This is a genomic window from Pseudomonas massiliensis (assembly GCF_000826105.1).
Classification (GTDB): Bacteria; Pseudomonadota; Gammaproteobacteria; order Pseudomonadales; family Pseudomonadaceae; genus Aquipseudomonas; species Aquipseudomonas massiliensis.
This window is the reverse complement of record NZ_CCYK01000006.1, coordinates 905,715-922,152: the sequence shown is the minus strand read 5'-3', so window position 1 is coordinate 922,152 and position 16,438 is coordinate 905,715. Positions and strand designations below refer to the sequence as shown.

General features: G+C 64.5%; 16 protein-coding genes and 1 pseudogene. 11 read left to right on the top strand and 6 right to left on the bottom strand.

The window, feature by feature from the left end; genetic code table 11:
* The first annotated feature begins 33 nt into the window (after nucleotides 1–33).
* From hmgA to maiA, 3 genes are read left to right on the top strand one after another with little or no spacing between them, the layout of a single operon-like run.
* Nucleotides 34–1,326, top strand: coding sequence for a homogentisate 1,2-dioxygenase (gene hmgA, locus BN1188_RS10250; RefSeq protein ID WP_040261286.1), 1,293 nt, complete (start codon nucleotides 34–36; stop codon nucleotides 1,324–1,326).
* Nucleotides 1,323–2,621 carry a fumarylacetoacetase gene (gene fahA / locus BN1188_RS10245; RefSeq protein WP_040261285.1) on the top strand — a complete coding sequence of 433 codons (1,299 nt, stop codon included), beginning with the start codon at nucleotides 1,323–1,325 and terminating at the stop codon, nucleotides 2,619–2,621. Before hmgA ends, fahA begins: the two co-directional genes overlap by 4 nt.
* A 2-nt stretch (nucleotides 2,622–2,623) precedes the next feature.
* Nucleotides 2,624–3,253, top strand: a complete 630-nt coding sequence (gene maiA, locus BN1188_RS10240; RefSeq protein ID WP_040261284.1) for a maleylacetoacetate isomerase — start codon at nucleotides 2,624–2,626, stop codon at nucleotides 3,251–3,253.
* A gap of 11 nt (nucleotides 3,254–3,264) precedes the next feature.
* Here the strand turns inward: maiA and BN1188_RS10235 are convergent, their stop codons facing one another.
* Nucleotides 3,265–4,071 (bottom strand): SirB1 family protein, encoded by an 807-nt coding sequence (locus BN1188_RS10235; protein ID WP_040261283.1) that lies wholly within the window; start codon nucleotides 4,069–4,071, stop codon nucleotides 3,265–3,267.
* A 164-nt stretch (nucleotides 4,072–4,235) separates the two neighbouring features.
* On the opposite strand from BN1188_RS10235, the gene BN1188_RS10230 reads away from it, so the two are divergent.
* Nucleotides 4,236–5,255 (top strand): Glu/Leu/Phe/Val dehydrogenase family protein, encoded by a 1,020-nt coding sequence (locus tag BN1188_RS10230; RefSeq protein ID WP_040261282.1) that lies wholly within the window; start codon nucleotides 4,236–4,238, stop codon nucleotides 5,253–5,255.
* Here BN1188_RS10230 and BN1188_RS10225 read toward each other — a convergent pair.
* Nucleotides 5,205–6,631: pseudogene (locus tag BN1188_RS10225) on the bottom strand (aminotransferase-like domain-containing protein). The gene BN1188_RS10230 and the pseudogene BN1188_RS10225 sit on opposite strands and share 51 nt — an antisense overlap.
* Nucleotides 6,632–6,747: 116 nt before the next feature.
* Between BN1188_RS10225 and BN1188_RS10220 the strand changes: the two are divergent.
* Complete coding sequence (locus tag BN1188_RS10220) at nucleotides 6,748–7,923, top strand: MFS transporter (protein ID WP_084596196.1); 1,176 nt, start codon at nucleotides 6,748–6,750, stop codon at nucleotides 7,921–7,923.
* Here the strand turns inward: BN1188_RS10220 and BN1188_RS10215 are convergent.
* Nucleotides 7,916–8,161, bottom strand: a complete 246-nt coding sequence (locus BN1188_RS10215; RefSeq protein ID WP_040261281.1) for a YebG family protein — start codon at nucleotides 8,159–8,161, stop codon at nucleotides 7,916–7,918. The genes BN1188_RS10220 and BN1188_RS10215 overlap by 8 nt on opposite strands.
* A 152-nt stretch (nucleotides 8,162–8,313) precedes the next feature.
* Here BN1188_RS10215 and BN1188_RS10210 point away from each other — a divergent pair, with 152 nt between their 5' ends.
* Together BN1188_RS10210 and BN1188_RS10205 are read left to right on the top strand one after the other, a co-directional pair.
* Nucleotides 8,314–8,811 carry a phosphate-starvation-inducible protein PsiE gene (locus BN1188_RS10210; protein ID WP_040261280.1) on the top strand — a complete coding sequence of 166 codons (498 nt, stop codon included), beginning with the start codon at nucleotides 8,314–8,316 and terminating at the stop codon, nucleotides 8,809–8,811.
* 75 nt (nucleotides 8,812–8,886) lie between these two features.
* Nucleotides 8,887–9,708 carry a DUF1206 domain-containing protein gene (locus BN1188_RS10205; RefSeq protein ID WP_040261279.1) on the top strand — a complete coding sequence of 274 codons (822 nt, stop codon included), beginning with the start codon at nucleotides 8,887–8,889 and terminating at the stop codon, nucleotides 9,706–9,708.
* 62 nt (nucleotides 9,709–9,770) lie between these two features.
* Here BN1188_RS10205 and BN1188_RS10200 read toward each other — a convergent pair whose 3' ends face one another.
* Nucleotides 9,771–10,106 (bottom strand): DUF3509 domain-containing protein, encoded by a 336-nt coding sequence (locus tag BN1188_RS10200; RefSeq protein ID WP_084596195.1) that lies wholly within the window; start codon nucleotides 10,104–10,106, stop codon nucleotides 9,771–9,773.
* Nucleotides 10,107–10,425: 319 nt separating this feature from the next.
* On the opposite strand from BN1188_RS10200, the gene BN1188_RS10190 reads away from it, so the two are divergent.
* From BN1188_RS10190 to BN1188_RS10180, 3 genes are read left to right on the top strand one after another with little or no spacing between them, the layout of a single operon-like run.
* Nucleotides 10,426–10,728, top strand: coding sequence for a DUF3649 domain-containing protein (locus BN1188_RS10190; RefSeq protein ID WP_040261276.1), 303 nt, complete (start codon nucleotides 10,426–10,428; stop codon nucleotides 10,726–10,728).
* Nucleotides 10,725–12,278, top strand: coding sequence for a PepSY-associated TM helix domain-containing protein (locus BN1188_RS10185; RefSeq protein ID WP_040261275.1), 1,554 nt, complete (start codon nucleotides 10,725–10,727; stop codon nucleotides 12,276–12,278). The genes BN1188_RS10190 and BN1188_RS10185 overlap by 4 nt, the downstream gene beginning before the upstream one ends.
* Nucleotides 12,278–12,601 (top strand): DUF3325 domain-containing protein, encoded by a 324-nt coding sequence (locus tag BN1188_RS10180; protein WP_040261470.1) that lies wholly within the window; start codon nucleotides 12,278–12,280, stop codon nucleotides 12,599–12,601. Before BN1188_RS10185 ends, BN1188_RS10180 begins: the two co-directional genes overlap by 1 nt.
* On the opposite strand, the gene BN1188_RS10175 is transcribed toward BN1188_RS10180, so the two are convergent.
* Together BN1188_RS10175 and BN1188_RS10170 are read right to left on the bottom strand one after the other, a co-directional pair.
* Complete coding sequence (locus BN1188_RS10175) at nucleotides 12,591–13,565, bottom strand: 2-hydroxyacid dehydrogenase (RefSeq protein ID WP_040261274.1); 975 nt, start codon at nucleotides 13,563–13,565, stop codon at nucleotides 12,591–12,593. The two genes, BN1188_RS10180 and BN1188_RS10175, sit on opposite strands and share 11 nt — an antisense overlap.
* Before the next feature lie 97 nt (nucleotides 13,566–13,662).
* Nucleotides 13,663–14,604: a LysR family transcriptional regulator gene (locus BN1188_RS10170; RefSeq protein ID WP_040261273.1), complete on the bottom strand. Its 942-nt coding sequence runs from the start codon at nucleotides 14,602–14,604 to the stop codon at nucleotides 13,663–13,665.
* A gap of 287 nt (nucleotides 14,605–14,891) precedes the next feature.
* Between BN1188_RS10170 and BN1188_RS10165 the strand changes: the two genes are divergently transcribed.
* The gene (locus tag BN1188_RS10165; protein ID WP_040261272.1) at nucleotides 14,892–16,424 is read left to right on the top strand and encodes an efflux transporter outer membrane subunit; all 1,533 of its coding nucleotides are present in this window, start codon (nucleotides 14,892–14,894) and stop codon (nucleotides 16,422–16,424) included.
* Nucleotides 16,425–16,438 lie beyond the last annotated feature (14 nt).

Genomic DNA, 16,438 nt, shown 5'->3' with positions numbered 1-16,438 from the left:
CAAGAATAACAGGCGGCTACGCCAGGAGACGTAATGACCGACGCTTATCCCATGCTCAGCGGGTTCGGCAACCATTTCAGCAGCGAGGCCATCAAGGGCGCGCTTCCACTCGGTCGCAACTCACCGCAACGGCCACCCCTGGGACTTTACGCGGAGCAACTGTCCGGCACCGCGTTCACTGTTTCCCGGGCTGAAGCGCGACGCACCTGGTTGTACCGTATCCGTCCCTCCGCCCTGCACCCTCGCTTTGAGCGCCAGGGGCGCCAGCTGGTGGAGCAGGACGCCGGGCCGGTGAACCCCAACCGCCTGCGCTGGGACCCGCTGCCCATGCCTACCGAGCCCACAGATTTTCTCGACGGCCTTCGGCCCATGGCGGCTACTGCCGCGCCAGACGCGGCCAGCGGTGTGAGCCTGTACAACTGGTGCGCCAATCGCTCCATGGAGCGTGTGTTTTTCGATGCCGATGGCGAGCTGTTGCTGGTGCCACAGGCCGGGCGTGTGCGGTTGTGCACTGAACTGGGCCCGCTGGACGTAGCGCCGGGCATGATCGCCGTGGTCCCCCGCGGCATGAAGTTCCGGGTCGAGCTGCTCGACGCGCAATCCAGGGGCTACCTGGCCGAGAACCATGGCGCGCCGCTGCGCCTGCCGGAGCTGGGCCCCATTGGCAGCAACGGTCTGGCCAACCCGAGAGACTTCCAGGCTCCCATGGCGAGCTACGAAGACAGCGCCACGCCCACGGTGCTGGTGCAGAAATTCCTGGGCGAGCTGTGGGGCTGCCAGCTCACGCATTGCCCTCTGGACGTAGTGGCCTGGCATGGAAACAACGTGCCTTATCGCTACGATCTGCGCCTGTTCAACACGATCGGTACTGTCAGCTACGATCACCCGGACCCTTCCATCTTTACCGTGCTCACATCGCCCGGTATCCAGGGCCAGGCGAACCTGGATTTCGTCATCTTCCCGCCGCGCTGGATGGTAGCGGAAAACACCTTCCGCCCGCCGTGGTTCCACCGCAACGTGATGAACGAGTTCATGGGGCTGATCGAAGGCACCTACGACGCCAAGGCCACCGGTTTCCAGCCCGGAGGTACCTCGCTGCACCCCTGCATGAGCGCCCACGGCCCTGACGCGACCACTTGCGCCCAAGCCATGGCGGCCACCCTGGCCCCGGTCAGGCTGGATGGCACCCTGGCTTTTATGTTCGAAACCAGCCAGGTGCTGCGTCCCACCCGTTTCGCCCTGGAATGTCCACAACTGCAGGCTGACTACGACCAATGCTGGGCCAGCCTGCCTGGTCACTTCTCCCCGCATCAGGAGCGCACATGAATCCTTCGTCCATGTCGCGTAGCTGGTGGACGTCCGCGAACGGCCATGCCGATTTCCCTTTGCACAACCTGCCGTTGGGCATCTTTACCCAGGTAGACGGCGAGCCGCCGAGGCCAGGCGTGGCCCTGGGCGATAGCATTCTCGATCTGCGAGCGCTCGATGGCACCGGACTGTTGAGCGGGGCTGCACAACAGGCGGTACACGCCTGCGCGGACGGCACGCTCAACGGGTTGTTTGCCTTGGGCTCAGGGCCTCGCCGCGCCTTGCGCGAACGGCTGCTCGCCTTGCTGACCGAACATGCCCCAGAGCAGGCCCAGGTAGCGCCCTGCCTGCTGGACCGCCATGCCTGCTCGCTTCACCTGCCTGCGCGGGTCGGCGATTACACTGACTTCTACGTAGGCATCGAGCATGCCCGTAACGTGGGCCGTTTGTTCCGACCGGACAACCCGCTGTTGCCCAACTACAAATACGTGCCTATCGGTTACCACGGCCGCGCCTCCACGGTGCGCCCGTCAGGGCACCCAGTGCTTCGCCCCTGGGGGCAAACCCTGCCGGCGGGCGCCAGCGAGCCACGCCTGGGGCCCAGCGCCCGCCTGGATTTCGAACTGGAGCTTGGCATCTGGCTGGGCCCCGGCAACGCCCTGGGCGAAGTGGTACCCATTGGCGAGGCGGCCGAGCAGGTCGCCGGCTTCTGCCTGCTCAACGACTGGTCCGCCCGCGACTTGCAGGCCTGGGAATATCAGCCCCTGGGCCCGTTCCTGTCCAAAAGCTTCATCACCACGGTCTCGCCCTGGGTGGTTACGCCTGAGGCATTGATGCCCTATCGCTGTGCCCAGGCACCGCGGCCGGAGGGTGACCCCGCGCCCTTGCCCTATCTGCTGGACCCTGAGGACCAGGCCCGCGGTGCCCTGGACATCCAGCTGGAGGTGCTACTGCTTACCCCCGCCTTGCGTGAAGCCGGCATGCCCGCCGAACGCATCGCCTTGAGCAACACCCAGGCCATGTACTGGACAGTGGCGCAGCTGGTGGCCCATCACAGCGTCAATGGCTGCCAGTTGCAGGCGGGCGACCTGTTCGGCAGCGGAACCCTCTCTGGGGCCCTGCCGGGCCAGCACGGCAGCCTGCTGGAAATCACTGAGGGCGGCAAGCAGCCGCTGCGCCTGAGCAACGGGGAAACCCGCTGCTTCCTGGAAGATGGCGACGAGGTGATCCTGCGCGCGCGTTGCCACCGGGAGGGCCTCGGCGGATTGGGCTTCGGTGAATGCCGGGGGCGTGTTCTGCCCGCCAGGGGTTGACCATGATCCTGTACGGCTATTACCGCTCCACAGCCACGTACCGGGTACGCATAGCACTGGGCTTGAAGGGGCTGTCCTGGGTCAACGCGCCTGTGAACCTGCTCGAGGGAGAGCAGAGCGCCGAAACCTTCCGCCAGCTCAACCCCCAGGGCCGGGTACCCGTGCTGCTGCTCGAACATGGCGAGCCATTGATGCAGTCCGGCGCGATCCTCGAATACCTGAACGCTCGCTACCCCTGGCCCCCGCTCTTGCCCGAGGGAGCTGTCGAGCAGGCACGGGCTCGTGGCGTGGCCGCGCTCATCGGCTGTGATATCCATCCGTTGCATAACGCAGCCGTGCTCAAGGCGCTGCGCCATCTCGGCCTGGATGAGGGCGCGGTCAATGCCTGGATCGCCCGGTGGGTAGGAGAGGGGCTGGCGGCCGTTGAAAGCCTGATCGATTCCAGCGAAGGCTATTGCTTCGGCCCGGCGCCAGGGCTTGCGGACCTTTACCTGATCCCGCAGCTGTATGCGGCGCAGCGGTTCGAGGTCGCGCTGGACCCTTACCCGAAGATCCGCGCCGTCGCCGCCCGGGCTGCGTCCCATCCGGCCTTCATCGCCGCACATCCGTCATGCCAGGCGGACGCCCCCTGATCGATCCCTGCTCAGTGAAGATGCCGCGGTTCCGTACGCAGGGCTTTCAAGCGCTCGGCCAGCCGTAGCCGTTGCGCCGGATCCTCGGTCAGCAGTAGCGCCCGCTCTACATCGAAGCGCTCTGCCTGCGTGCATTGCAGGCGTTGGTAGAGATCGGCCCGTGCCAGGTAGTCGGCCACGGTGCCGGAGCCAAGTTCAAGCACGCGTTCGGCGTCCTTGAGCGCGGCCATGTACTGGTCGTGGCTGGCATGCAAGTAGCGCAGGTTGCGTGAAAGCCGCTGGATGATCTGCACCGGGCTGGCAGTGGCCAGGTGGTCGGCGCGTAGCGCCTGGCCTGGCCCGTATTGCCGCGCCAGCAGCTCCCGGCAATCAGCGGGGTAGAGCCGTCGCCCGCCGCAAGGGTCCAGGCAGTGGTCCGCACCTGGCACCTGCAGGAGGAAATGGCCGGGGAAGTTCACCCCGAGCAATGGAATGTCCAGGCGCCCGGCCAGCTCCAGGGCGATCAATCCCAGCGCCAGGGGCTGGCCTCGCTTACGCGCCAGTACTTGGTGCAGCAACGCGGCCTCGGGGCGCAGCGGGTGCCGCTCATCCTGAGCGAAGCCCTGGGCATTGAGCGACCGCAACAAGGGTTGGGCCAGTTCACGCGCCGGAAGGCTGGGCAGAGTGGCGTTTACGGCCAGTTGCAGGTGGTGCAGGCTTGCCATGACCGTGCCCACCTCGAGCGCCGGGTCGTGCTCGGCCGCGACCCAGAGGGCAGCCTCGAAGGGAGCGCCAGGGGAGCGGGCCAGGCAGTCCAGGCAGGCTTGGCGTGGGTTCATTCTGATAGCTCCGTGGTGCGGGCTTCGCTGGCTACCGGCGGTCTATCACCGTTGTAACCCTGCCCGGACGCTGCCGTCCAGTAAGATTCGCCCGCCGCGCAGGATGCGGCAGGCCACCTATACTGCTCAGGATAATCTTCGCCTACCTTATCGGAGCTGCCGACATGCTCGCGCTGATGCAACGCACCCGCGTGGAAAAGGTACACCTGATGGTAGACCCGCCAACCGGCTTGCGAGCGATCATTGCCATTCATGGCGGGCGCGCCTTGCCCGCGCTCGGTGGTTGTCGCTACCTGGCCTACCCGGACGACGACAGTGCCGTGGCGGACGCGATTCGCCTGTCTGAGGTCATGACCTTCAAGGCCGCCCTGGCGGGGCTGCCGTTCAGTGGCGGCAAGGCAGTGATCCTGCGTGGGCCGCATGTCGAGGACCGCGCCAGGCTGTTCGAAGCCTTCGGCCGTTTCGTGGACAGCCTGCAGGGGGGCTACATCACCGCGGTGGACAGTGGCACCAGCACTACCGACATGGACTGTGTGGCTCAGGCCACCCGCTATGTCACCAGTACCACGGCTGCTGGCGACCCCTCGGCGCACACAGCCCTTGGGGTATTCGCCGGTATCCGCAGCACCGCCATGGCGCGTTTGGGCAGCGACAACCTCGAAGGGTTGCGAGTAGCCATCCAGGGGCTCGGCCACGTGGGCTACGGCCTGGCAGAACATCTGCATGCCGCGGGTGCCGAACTGCTGGTGTGCGATACCGATCCGGGCCGTGTGCAGTTGGCGGTAGAACAGTTGACGGCCCGTCCAGTGGCCGCCGACGCGCTGCCGACCACTCCGTGCGATATCTTCGCGCCCTGTGCCCAAGGTGGGGTGCTCAGTGCCAAGACCGTCGCCCAGTTGCGCTGCGCGGCCGTGGCCGGTTCGGCCAACGCGCAGTTGGCCAGCCTCGAGGTGGCGGATCAGCTGGAGGCTCGGGGAATTCTCTACGCGCCCGACTATGTGATCAACGCCGGTGGGCTGATTCAGGTCGCCTTGCAATACGGCCATGCCGAGCCGGTCGCCATCACCCAGCAGCTCAGCCAGATCGGCCAACGCTTGACCGGCATCTTCGCCCAGGCGCAGGCGACTCACCGTTCACCCGCCCGGGTGGCCCAGGCCATGGCGGAGCGACTGGTGTATGGCTGAGCCCGGGCCCATGGCAACCTCCCGCAGAAAGTGCCGGGCGCGGGCGTCGTTGATATAGGCCACGTTCAAGCGCAGCCAGTCGGTCGGCTGGCCGTCGGGCTGGAAACCCGCGCCTGGCGTCAAGCCAATCCCATGTGCAGCGGCTGTCGCCTGATAGTAAGCGAAGGTAGCCCCAGGCAACCGGGCCCAGATGAACATGCCGCCCTGGGGCTCGGCGAAAACTTCCCAGCCGTGCGCAACCAGCAAGCGCAGGGCATCGGCCATATGACTAGCCAGCCGCTGACGCAGCCGCCCAATGGAGCGCAGCCAGGCGCCACTACCTAGAAGGTCCGCCACTACCTGCTCTGCGAAAGGCTGGCTGCCCAGCCCAGTGCACATGGCGATATCGGCCAGGCGCTGTATCAAGGGCGCCGGCCCGGCCAGGTAGCCTACCCGCAGTGAACTGCTCAGGGTTTTGGAAAAGCTCGCTAGGTAAATTACGCGCCTAAGCCCGTCCAGCGCCGCCAACCGGGTACTGGGGCCGTTCTGGAAGTCAGCGTAGATGTCGTCTTCCACCAGCAGAAAATCGTAGGCTTCGGCCAGGCTGAGCAACTGGTGGGCGACGCTGGGCGAAAGGCTGGTGCCGGTAGGGTTCTGGTACAGACTGTTGATGAACATCAGCTTCGGGCGATGCCTGCCAAGCAAGGCGGCCACGGCTTGTGGGTCCGGCCCGTCGATTAGGCGAGGCACCGGCAGTATTCGTATCCCGTGCAGCCTCAGCAGATTGAACAGGTTGTAATAACCCGGCGCTTCGACGATGACGCAGTCTCCAGACTGAAGCAGGCCCCGTACGATCAAGTCCAAGGCATGGCTGGCGCCCTGGGTGGTGAGTAGCTGTTCCATACCGCAGTGCACCTGCACGGTGGCCAGGCGTCGTAGCAGGAGTTCACGTAGGGCAGGCAGGCCCAGCGGGCTGTTGTAGCTGAACAGGCTGGCGGGGACTTGGCGAGTCACCCGGCGTATCGCATGTCCCATGGCGTCGATATCTCGCCAGTCTTCGGGCAGCCAGCCGCAACCCAGGCCCAACTGCCCAGCCGGGGGCTCGAACAGCCCCCACCGGTGCGCGGGAGCTGGCTCCGGCCGCGCATGGGCGAAGACAAAGGCTTTGCTGACGAAATAGCCGCTACCTTGGCGAGCTTCCAATAATCCCCGAGCCACTAGCCGTGCATAGGCCTCGACCACGCTGCTGGGACTGACATCGTTGGCCTGGCCAGACGGCGTATTGAGGGCAGGCGGGTTCCCGGCCGGGCCTTGCGGCTGCTTAGCCAGCCCTCGATGCCTTGTACCAACTGTTCTACCAAGGGGATAGGAACCTGGCGATCGAGGCTCAATTCCATGGCTTGCCCTCTGTTCGGTCATTTCGACCGTACAGTTAAACACGAACCTGGCCCACTGTACCTTGTTTCGCGGCATGCCCTAGGTAGGGTGCGAGCTTCCTCGGTTGGAGCTCACCATGAATACGATGCCTGCCAGGTCACTGGCCTTTGCCCTGTGCCTGATTACTTGCGCGGTGAACCTCCCGGCACCCCTATATCCGGCCTATGCGCAGTTGTCCGGCGTAGGTAATGGGGCCACCGCGCTGGCCTTTGCCAGCTACGTCATCGGAGTGATTCCGGTGCTGTTATTGCTTGGGGGGCTCGCTGATCGGCTAGGTCGCAAGCGATTGATCGCTACCGCCCTGATATTGGTGGCTGGCGCCACGACGCTCCTGATGGTTGCCCCAGGCATGACCAGCCTGGCCACGGCGCGCTGCCTACTGGGCCTGGGTACCGGACTGGCCTCGGCCACAGGGCTTGCCTACATGCAAGAACTGATGCCCCAGGCTCCGGGCCAGGCAGCCGCCTGGGTGGCCTCTAGTACTTCTGTGGGGTTTGGGTTGGGCGCCGCGCTCACCAGCCTATGCCTATTCGCCAGGCCAAGCCTGGCGCCGCCCAGCTACTGGTTGGAGTTAGGGCTGGTGGGCGTGGCGCTGGCTCTTCTATGGCGCTTGCCGGGCCGAGCTCCAGGGCGCGATGCGCCCATGCTGAAACTGCCTGGCTATCCGGTAGGAACCGTGCTCCCCGGGCTTGCGATCCTTTTGGCCTGGGCCACGGTTGGGGTAGTGATCGCCTTGTTGCCTTCAGTATTGAACCTTCATGGCCTGGCGCTCTGGTCCGGGTTTTCCACCTTTACCGTGATCAGCTGTGGGCTGCTGTTCCAGCCGTTGGCCAGGCGCATGTTGCCGACGCATTCGGTTGCGCTGGGGCTGGCCATTCTACCGCCGAGCTATGGCTTGATCGCCTGGGGCGCCCTGCAAGGACAGCTCGCATGGGTGCTGGTGGGGACAGTGCTGGCCAGCAGTGCCTGTTACGGGTTCATCTACCTGGGCGGCCTGGCCACTGTGGCTGAACGCGCGGGCGCGGAGAAAACCCGAGCCAGCGCCGGGTTCTTCCTGCTGGCCTACCTAGGCTTCAGCGTGCCCGTGGTGCTGACTGGCGCCCTAGCGGACCGCTTCGGCTCTTCAGTGGCCCTCGGCAGCTTCGGGCTTTCGCTAGCGGCCTGCGCCGTGCTGCTACTCGCCTGCCTGCTGCGCCAGAAGCAGCGCCTCAGCGTTGAAACGAGGCAGGCGCGGCAGGAGAGGGCTACTTGAGCTCGGCCAAAGCTTCGACGTTGCTCTTGAAAGCGGCGGCGAAGATGGACCGATGCCTGGCCAGGAAGATGCCGATTTCCTCGGCCTGGTTTTCATTCAGGCCAGGGATGTTCTTTTCCAGCACCTGGCCGACCACTTCGGCCAGCTCAAGCATTTGGTCGTGAGCGTCTGCGAGTTTCCTATCCAAGAAAATGGTCTCCAGGTCACGAGTACTTCGATACAGGACTTCAACAGCCATGAGGGCCTCTCAAGCGCGAGCGTTTGCGTATGCTGGTTATTTATACAGTGTCATGAGCGCGCAGGCAAGCCTGTGGCCTTGATTCTGCATGTGCGTTCTGCTGTAACACACTCTGGGCAAGCTGCCCGGCTAATGGCAGAAGGATAGACACCGTGAAGAACAATTGGGCCGATGCGTTGCGCGAACGGTTGCACGCTTGCGCCGAGTCCCTGGGCAATCTCCTCGTGGAGGCTTTTCATTACCTGGCGCTGTTCGCCATCGGCGGGGTGACCGCCTGGGCGGCGGTGCTTGCGTTCATGGGCATGCTGGAGAAGGGCGTCATCAGCGTCGATGACATCCTGCTGCTCTTTATCTATCTGGAGCTGGGCGCCATGGTAGGTATCTACTTCAAGACCAACCACATGCCGGTCCGATTCCTGATCTATGTGGCGATCACGGCGCTCACACGCCTATTGATCTCCGATGTGTCTCACCATGAGCCGGCCGGGTTGGGTGTAGTGTACCTTTCCGGCGCCATACTGCTGTTGGCCTTCGCTATCCTGGTGGTGCGCTATGCCTCGTCGCGCTTCCCTTCCATCAAGATCGAGGGCCCCAGGCGCAAGGGCCCCGGCAAGGTTGAGGTAGTGGAACTGGAAAAGGGGGAAACCTGAAGCGCGACAGCGCGTTCGAACCCAGGCCGCGAGCTTCGGTCTTCTCTTGTAACCTTTTTTCCAGAAGAGAAGTCCATGTCCCCGCATCGATCGCTGGTCATCCTGGCCAGAAGCGGTTATGCCGCTCGCGGCGTCATTTACCTGATCATCGGCCTGTTCGCCCTCTTCGCCGCAAGAGATTCGACCGAGCCCAAGGACAGCCGTGGTAGCCTCGAGGTACTGCTGAGCCAGCCACTGGGGCACACCCTGGTAGGGGTGGTGATCGTCGGTCTGCTGGCCTTCGCCGGTTGGCGAGTGCTACAGGCCACCCGCGATGTGGACCATCATGGCACCCAGCCCAAGGGGTTGGTCATTCGTGCAGGGCTCTTGGCCGGCGGCATCATCAACGGCGTGCTGGCCGCGTTTGCCCTGGGGCTGCTGGTTAGCGGCCTGCGCAGTTCGGGAGGTGGGGGCGGGCAGCAAACCAAGGACCTGCTCGCTCATCTGCTGTCCTGGGAACATTCCAATTGGCTGGTGTACCTGGCGGCCCTGGTTCCTTTCGGAGTAGGCATCGCGCACCTGATCAAGGGGTGGAAGGCCTCGTTCGAGAAATACTTCGAGGCGGACGAGCGCGTAATGCGTTACGTGCGGCCGGTATCCCGCTTCGGCCTCATGGCCCGTGGGGTTGCCTTCATCGAAATGGCCGTTTTGCTCGGCTTGAGCGGGTCAGCCTACAAGGCCATGGACCCACCTGGCATCAAGGATGCGCTCAACGCGTTGCAGGACATGCCTGCCGGCGGGTTGATACTGGGCGTCATGGGGCTCGGGTTGATTGCCTTTTCGGTCTACAGCTTCGCCGAGGCAATATGGCGCCGGATCAACATGGATGTACCCGGTGTGCCCGGTGGTGGTAGGTAGGGCAGGGCAGCCGTTTTCCAAGCGTGGCTTTCAGCGCTTGAAGCCTTCATGGCGCGCTACTTTCAGAACCGGGCGGTCGCTGCCTGGGCAGGCACCTGGGCGGCAACCTGTGAAGGAACATGGGTAACGATTGCAGCGCGGTTTGCGGCGGTCATGGCCGCCAGCATCTCCATGGGGCGCTCGCCACGCTCTATGGCGATGCCGAACTTGATGCTCTGGATCAGGCGCTGCAGCCGCTTGGGGTCGTTGCGCTGCGCCGGGCTGATCATTCGCTTGGCGACCATTCCTGCATCGTTGGACAGCGTCAACATGATGGTGCCATCGAGCCCCTGAATGCTCAGATTCACTCGGTAATCGGGCTGGAACGCATCGCTGATGATTTGAAAGGGGTTGTCCATATGTCACCTGCCTAACGAGACTGCCTTATTGACTGAGACGGCCTGTGATAGTTCTGGGCGTACTGACCATCGGCACCCCCGCCAGAGGCCGTGCTCAGGCCCGGCTTCTGGTCACGTGCAAGGCCCATGCCGCTGACACCCTGTCCGTCTTGGCCCCTAAGATAAGTGACGCGCCCGGCCTCTGTACCCCGGCCTGGTTCCAGGCGGAGCATCCAGGGCAGGATCGCACTGGGAAAGGGCATCCACATCGCTGCCTTTGCGTATGAGAATATTTATCAATAGAATCGGCAGCCATTCTTCGCCCCCTACTGGCTGCCCCATGAAAAAGCCTGTGTCCGTACCCTTGGGCTATCGCCTGGGTGTGTTCTCCCGTTGCCTGGCCGCGAGCCTGGGTGGCTATGCCCTGGCCAGCGCGGGCAGTGCGTTCATAGGCGTCGCCTTGCCTGGAAGCAAGGCATCGGCCGCAGTGCTCGGCATGATGCTTGGTTTTGTCCTTTACCTGGTCGCGGTGCTCTGGGTATTCGCCTGCCGCAGTGCCGGCAAGGCATGGCTGGGCCTGGGGGTGGCGACGTTGCTACTGGGCGCGGCCGACCTGGCGCTGTACCGGATCAACACGCCATGAAAGAGAGCTTGCGCCAAGCCATGGCCTGGTTACATACCTGGTTGGGTCTGACTTTCGGCTGGTTGCTGTTCGCTATCTTCCTGACAGGTACGCTGAGCTATTTCAAGGAAGAAATCAGCCATTGGGCCCATCCCGAGCTAAGGGTGCGGCCGCTGGACACCCGGGCGGCGCTGGACCGTGCCGAGGCCTACCTGCGCCAAGCCGCGCCGGGGGCCGCGACCTGGTACGTGATGCCCCCGGACGAACGCCAACCGGGGCTGGAAGTGATGTGGGCCGGCGCGCCAGGTAGCGGCAAGCGCTTCGTCAGCAAGCTGCTGGACCCGGCTACCGGTCAGGAGGCTCTGACCCGGGACAGCCGTGGCGGCGACTTTTTCTACCGCTTCCACTATGAGCTGGAACTGGGCTTTCCATGGGGCCGCTGGCTGGCCAGCCTGGCGGCCATAGCCATGTTGGTTGCGCTGGTGAGCGGCATCATCACGCACAAGAAAATCTTCAAGGAGTTCTTTACCTTCCGCCCCGGCAAGGGCCAGCGTTCCTGGCTGGACGGGCATAATGCCGTGGCGGTCCTGGCCCTGCCGTTTCATCTGATGATCACCTACAGCGGCCTGGTGATCTTCATGGCCATGTTGCTGCCGGCCACCCTGGCCACGGTGTACAAGGGCCAGCCGGCGGCATTCTACCAAGAGGTCTTCCCCAATGCGTTTCCTGGCCCAGCCAAGGGTGAGGCGGGGGCGCCCCTGGGGCTGGCCAGCTTGTACGACCGGGCCATGATGCGCTGGCCAGGGGCGCGCTTGAGCCGGGTGGAGGTGCAGCATCCTGGCGATGCCGCCGAGCGGGTGGTGTTCTACCGCCACGGCGGGGACCGCATAGCCTACCTGCCCGGCAATAGCCTGGCGTTCGACGGCGTCAGCGGTGCCTTGCTGGAAACCAGCGTACCGGATGGTGGCGCGCTGCTGATTGCCGGTGGTTTCTATGGGCTGCACATGGGGCAGTTCGCCAACGGCATGGAACGGTGGCTGTATTTCATCTTCGGTCTGGGCGGCACGGCCATGATCGGTACCGGCCTGGTGCTCTGGGTCAGCAAGCGTCAGCTCAAGCATGCCCGGGAACCCCGGTTGCCGTTCGGCTTGCGCATGGTCGGCGTGCTGAACATGGCCAGCATGGCCGGGTTGCCTTTGGCGGTGGGCGCGTTTTTCTGGGCCAACCGCCTTCTGCCTCTGCAGCTGGAGCACCGCGGTGGCTGGGAGGTGCGAGTCTTCTTCCTGACCTGGCTGGCGGTGCTCATTCATGCGCTGTTGCGGCAAGGACGGCGGGGCTGGCTGGAGCAATTGAGCCTGGGCGCCGGCCTTTATCTTGGGCTGCCGTTGCTGGGGATCTTCACCACCGAGCGTGGCCTGCCGGTGGCTATCGCCCAGGGCGATTGGGCTACCGCCGGGGTGGATCTCACCGCCCTGGCGTGCGGGCTGGCGCTGTTGTGGCTGCTGCGCAAGGTCGCGCTGCGCGGTGCGCTGCCCGCTGTTGGATCGCAGCCAGCGAAGGTGCCTTCATGATGCTTTGCGCTGGCTTGTTGTGCTACCTGGGCTTGACCCTGCTTTGCCTGGCCATGGACCGCCATCATCAAGACCTGCTCGGCCAGAAGCTTAGGCCCGGGCGGCGCAGACGCTGGCGTCTGGTCGCGGTTATCGTGCTCGGCGCTGCGCTAGGCCTGCTGGTGTCCTCGGCGGGCTGGGCCATGGGCCTGGTACGGGGGTTGGGCCTGGCCATGGCCAGTGCCGGCTTGCTGGTGTGGTTATTGCCCTACCGGCCCAGGCTGGCCCTGGGCCTGGCGCTGCTGGCATCGCCAACAGCGCTGGCGGTACGTCTCAGCCTTTGAAGGTGCTGGGGTTGACCAGGTCCGTCGGGCGTTGGCCCTGCAGGGCAGCGGTGAGGTTGGCCATGGCGCGCTCGGCCATGGCAGCGCGGGTTTCACTGGTAGCCGAACCGATGTGGGGTAGGGTGACGGCGTTTTTCAGCGCAAACAACGGAGACTCTGCCAAGGGCTCGCGTTCATATACGTCCAGGCCCGCGCCACGGATGGTCCCGTTGCGCAGGGCTTCGATCAGCGCCGGCTCATCGATCACCGGGCCGCGGGCGATGTTGACGAGGAACGCAGACTTCTTCATCAGGCCCAGCTCGCGAGCGCCGATCAGGTGGCGGGTGCTGTCACTGAGCGGCACCACCACACAAACGAAATCGGCCTTGGCCAGCAGCTCATCCAGCTCGCAATAGGTCGCCTTCAGCTCGGCCTCCAGGGCGGGTTTGCGGCTGTTGCCGCTGTAGAGCACCGGCATGTTGAAGCCCAGGTGACCCCGCCGAGCGATGGCCGCGCCTATGTTGCCGAGGCCGATGATACCCAGGGTCTTGCCATGCACGTCACTGCCGAACAGGTCCGGGCCCACCGTAGCCTTCCATTGCCCTGCCTTGGTCCAGGCATCGAGCTCCGCGGTACGCCGGGCGCTGGCCATGATCAGGGAAAAGCCCAGGTCGGCTGTGCTTTGTGTCAGTACGTCGGGGGTATTGGTGAGCTGGATGCCACGGCGAGTCAGGTAATCCACGTCATAGTTGTCGTAACCCACCGAGACGCTGGCGATCACTTCCAGGTTGGCCGCATCCTTGAGCTGCGCCTCCCCCAGGGGCCGCCCAGCGCCGATCAGACCATGGGCACGCGGCAGCGCTTCGTTGAATTGCGCGCTTATGTCCCCGGCCTTGGGGTTGGGCACGATCACTTCGAAATCCTGCTCGAGACGTTCGACCATTTCCGGCGTGATGCGGCTGAAGGCAAGTACGGTTTTTTTCATCGGGCAGCTCCGTCTGTTGAGGGGGATAAGCTACAAGCGGCCAGCAGCAGGCGACAAGCGGGTTCGGCGCATGCCGCTTCGTCTTGAGGCTCGCCGCTCAAGCCCCCTGTTCCTGGCTACGCAGGTCGGCATCCTGGGCGGCAAGGATGTCGGGCAGAGAGCCGCGCAGATACTCCACCCAGGTCTTGATCTTGGCATCCAGGTACTGCCGCGAAGGGTAGATGGCGTACAGGTTCAGCTCCTGGAGGCGGTATTCGGGCATCATCCGTACAAGGGTTCCGTTGCGCAGCCCTTCGATGGCGGCGTAGATGGGCAGCACTCCCACGCCCATGCCGCTGGAAATGGCGGTTTTCATGGCGTCGGCCGAGTTGACCTGGAAGGGTGCGTTGGTGATGTTGAGCACTTCCGGGCCTTCCGGACCCTCGAACATCCAGCGTTCCAGCTGGACCACCGGGCTGACCAGGCGCAGGCAGGCATGACTCTTCAAGTCGCTGGGCTTGCGTGCTACCCCGTGGGTACGTACGTAATCCGGCGAGGCGCAGACGATGCTGTAGGTAATGCCGAGACGCTGGGACACGAAACCCGAATCCGGCAGCTCGCTGGCGAGTACGATGGACACGTCGTAGCCTTCATCGAGCAAGTCAGGCACCCGGTTGGCCAGGGTCAGGTCGAAGGTCACGTCGGGATGAATCTTGCGGTAGCGGGCAATGGCATCAATGACGAAATGCTGGCCGATACCGGTCATGGTATGCACTTTCAATTGTCCGGCTGGGCGTGCATGGGCGTCGCTGGCCTCGGCCTCGGCTTCTTCCACGAAGGCCAGGATCTGCTCGCAGCGCAGCAGGTAGCGCTTGCCGGCTTCTGTCAGGGCGATACGCCGGGTGGTGCGGTTGAGCAGGCGGGTTTGCAAGTGCGCTTCGAGATTGGAAATGGCGCGGGAAATGTTCGCGGTGGTGGTATCCAACTGTACGGCCGCCGCGGTGAAGCTGCCGGCTTCGGCCACGCAGGTGAAGGCGCGCATGTTTTGCAGGGTGTCCATGGGTCGCTCTCTGAATCTACCGGCAAATTGTCGCACGAAGTTACACAATGGTAATCATCATTGAGCTGCCTGAGCACAAGCTTTCACCTTGCCTTGTCCCGACGCGAGCTATCTAGGGCCATGCCAGGCGGCTAAGGCGAAGCGGCGCAAGCGACCGCGCCAGAGAGGGCCGATTATCGCTGCGGGCGTAACAAAGAATCACCGGAACGCCCGCTTATCGGCATGCGGGCGCGCTTCTAGAATGACGGCTCCAATCCCCCCTCTCTTTCGTTCCGGAACCCGCCGCTGTGCCGCGTCGCTTTTTTCGAGCGCTCCATGCGCTCCGTTTGTGTGCCCTGACTTCCTGTTTGAGCGGCTGTATTGGCACAGGTGGCATCGCCCCCCAGGCACAGGTGCCCAGGGCCGATGACCTCGCCACCGATAAGGCCATCGATTCGGCTGGCGCCCAGGCCCATTGGCCCGACGCTCAATGGTGGCGCGGCTTCGGCGACCCCCAGTTGGACCAATGGGTGATCATGGCGCTGCAAGGCAGTCCTGGCCTGGCCGCGGCCAGCGCTCGTCTACGCCAGGCACGCGCGGTTGCGGGCCTGACCGAGGCCGCTGAAGCGCCGCGGTTGAATGCTGAAGCCGCGCTGCACAGGCGTAACTGGCCCACCGATGGCTTTTATGGCCCCGGCGACCTGGCGGACCAGACCACCTGGGACAATAATGCCGGCTTGAGCCTGAGCTATGACCTGGACCTCTGGGGCCGTGAGCGCAATGCCAGCGAACGTGCCCTGGACCAGGCCCACCTGGCGGCCGCGCAAGCGCGCCAGGCCCAGTTGGCGCTGACTCGCGACCTGGTGCGTGTGTATATCCGCCTGGCCTTGGCCTATGCCCAGCATGACATTCTGGACGCCACTCTGGCGCAGCAATCCCAAGTCCTTGACCTGGCCGACAAGCGACTGGCCGCGGGCATCGGCACTCAGTTGGAAGTAAGCCAGGCACAGACGCTGATACCTGAAACCCGGCGGCAACTCGATGCGCTTGAAGAGGAAATGGCCCTGGCCCGTCATCAACTGGCCGCTCTGGCGGGCAAGGGGCCGGGGGCCGGAGCCCAGGTAAAGCGGCCCCGACTGCGCCTGGCTGTTCCCCTCGGGCTGCCGTCCCGCCTGCCGGCACAGTTGCTCGGCCAACGGCCGGACGTGGTTGCCAGCCGCTGGCAAGTGGCGGCACAGGCGCGGGGTATCGAGGTGGCTCAGGCGGGCTTCTATCCGGATGTCGACCTGACCGCCAGCCTCAGCTACATGGCTACCAGCGGCGGGATGCTTGAGTTCCTCACCGGCCAGAAGCTGGGCTACAGCGTAGGCCCTGCGTTCAGCCTGCCCTTGTTCGACGGTGGTCGGTTGCGTGCCCAACTGGGCGAAGCGGCTGCCGGTTATGACCTGGCCGTGGCCCAGTACCGTGGTGTACTGGCCGACGCGCTGAAGGAAGTGTCCGACCAGTTGATCCGGGGTGACTCCCTGCAACATCAGGCTCACTTCGCCGAACAGGCCGTGGCGAGCGCTCAACGGGCCTACGACCTAGCCAGGGTAGGCTGGCAACGGGGGCTCACCGGTTACCTTGAGGTACTGCAGGCGCAGACCGCGCTGTTGCGACAACGCACCGTACAAGAGCAGGTATGGGCCGCGCGCCTGGCAGCCCAGGCTGATCTGGTGACTGCCCTGGGAGGGGGGCTTGGCGCCGGCGCCGACAACCCGGCCGAGCCTCGACTTCAGGCACCAGCGGCGCCGGCCGCCCTGGTTCGTCTGGAAAGGCTGCGCGCGACGGTGAACCCGTGAGCAGCGCCGCCACG

What these genes read in the sequence shown, in the direction of transcription:
- BN1188_RS10185 (WP_040261275.1), top strand. Translation starts at nt 10,725, where the DNA reads ATGAAAGAGAGCTTGCGCCAAGCCATGGCCTGGTTACATACCTGGTTG.
- BN1188_RS10175 (WP_040261274.1), bottom strand. Translation starts at nt 13,565, where the DNA reads ATGAAAAAAACCGTACTTGCCTTCAGCCGCATCACGCCGGAAATGGTC.
- BN1188_RS10180 (WP_040261470.1), top strand. Translation starts at nt 12,278, where the DNA reads ATGCTTTGCGCTGGCTTGTTGTGCTACCTGGGCTTGACCCTGCTTTGC.
- BN1188_RS10230 (WP_040261282.1), top strand. Translation starts at nt 4,236, where the DNA reads ATGCTCGCGCTGATGCAACGCACCCGCGTGGAAAAGGTACACCTGATG.
- BN1188_RS10235 (WP_040261283.1), bottom strand. Translation starts at nt 4,071, where the DNA reads ATGAACCCACGCCAAGCCTGCCTGGACTGCCTGGCCCGCTCCCCTGGC.
- BN1188_RS10170 (WP_040261273.1), bottom strand. Translation starts at nt 14,604, where the DNA reads ATGGACACCCTGCAAAACATGCGCGCCTTCACCTGCGTGGCCGAAGCC.
- BN1188_RS10205 (WP_040261279.1), top strand. Translation starts at nt 8,887, where the DNA reads ATGTCCCCGCATCGATCGCTGGTCATCCTGGCCAGAAGCGGTTATGCC.
- BN1188_RS10215 (WP_040261281.1), bottom strand. Translation starts at nt 8,161, where the DNA reads ATGGCTGTTGAAGTCCTGTATCGAAGTACTCGTGACCTGGAGACCATT.
- hmgA (WP_040261286.1), top strand. Translation starts at nt 34, where the DNA reads ATGACCGACGCTTATCCCATGCTCAGCGGGTTCGGCAACCATTTCAGC.
- fahA (WP_040261285.1), top strand. Translation starts at nt 1,323, where the DNA reads ATGAATCCTTCGTCCATGTCGCGTAGCTGGTGGACGTCCGCGAACGGC.
- BN1188_RS10190 (WP_040261276.1), top strand. Translation starts at nt 10,426, where the DNA reads ATGAAAAAGCCTGTGTCCGTACCCTTGGGCTATCGCCTGGGTGTGTTC.
- BN1188_RS10200 (WP_084596195.1), bottom strand. Translation starts at nt 10,106, where the DNA reads ATGGACAACCCCTTTCAAATCATCAGCGATGCGTTCCAGCCCGATTAC.
- maiA (WP_040261284.1), top strand. Translation starts at nt 2,624, where the DNA reads ATGATCCTGTACGGCTATTACCGCTCCACAGCCACGTACCGGGTACGC.
- BN1188_RS10220 (WP_084596196.1), top strand. Translation starts at nt 6,748, where the DNA reads ATGAATACGATGCCTGCCAGGTCACTGGCCTTTGCCCTGTGCCTGATT.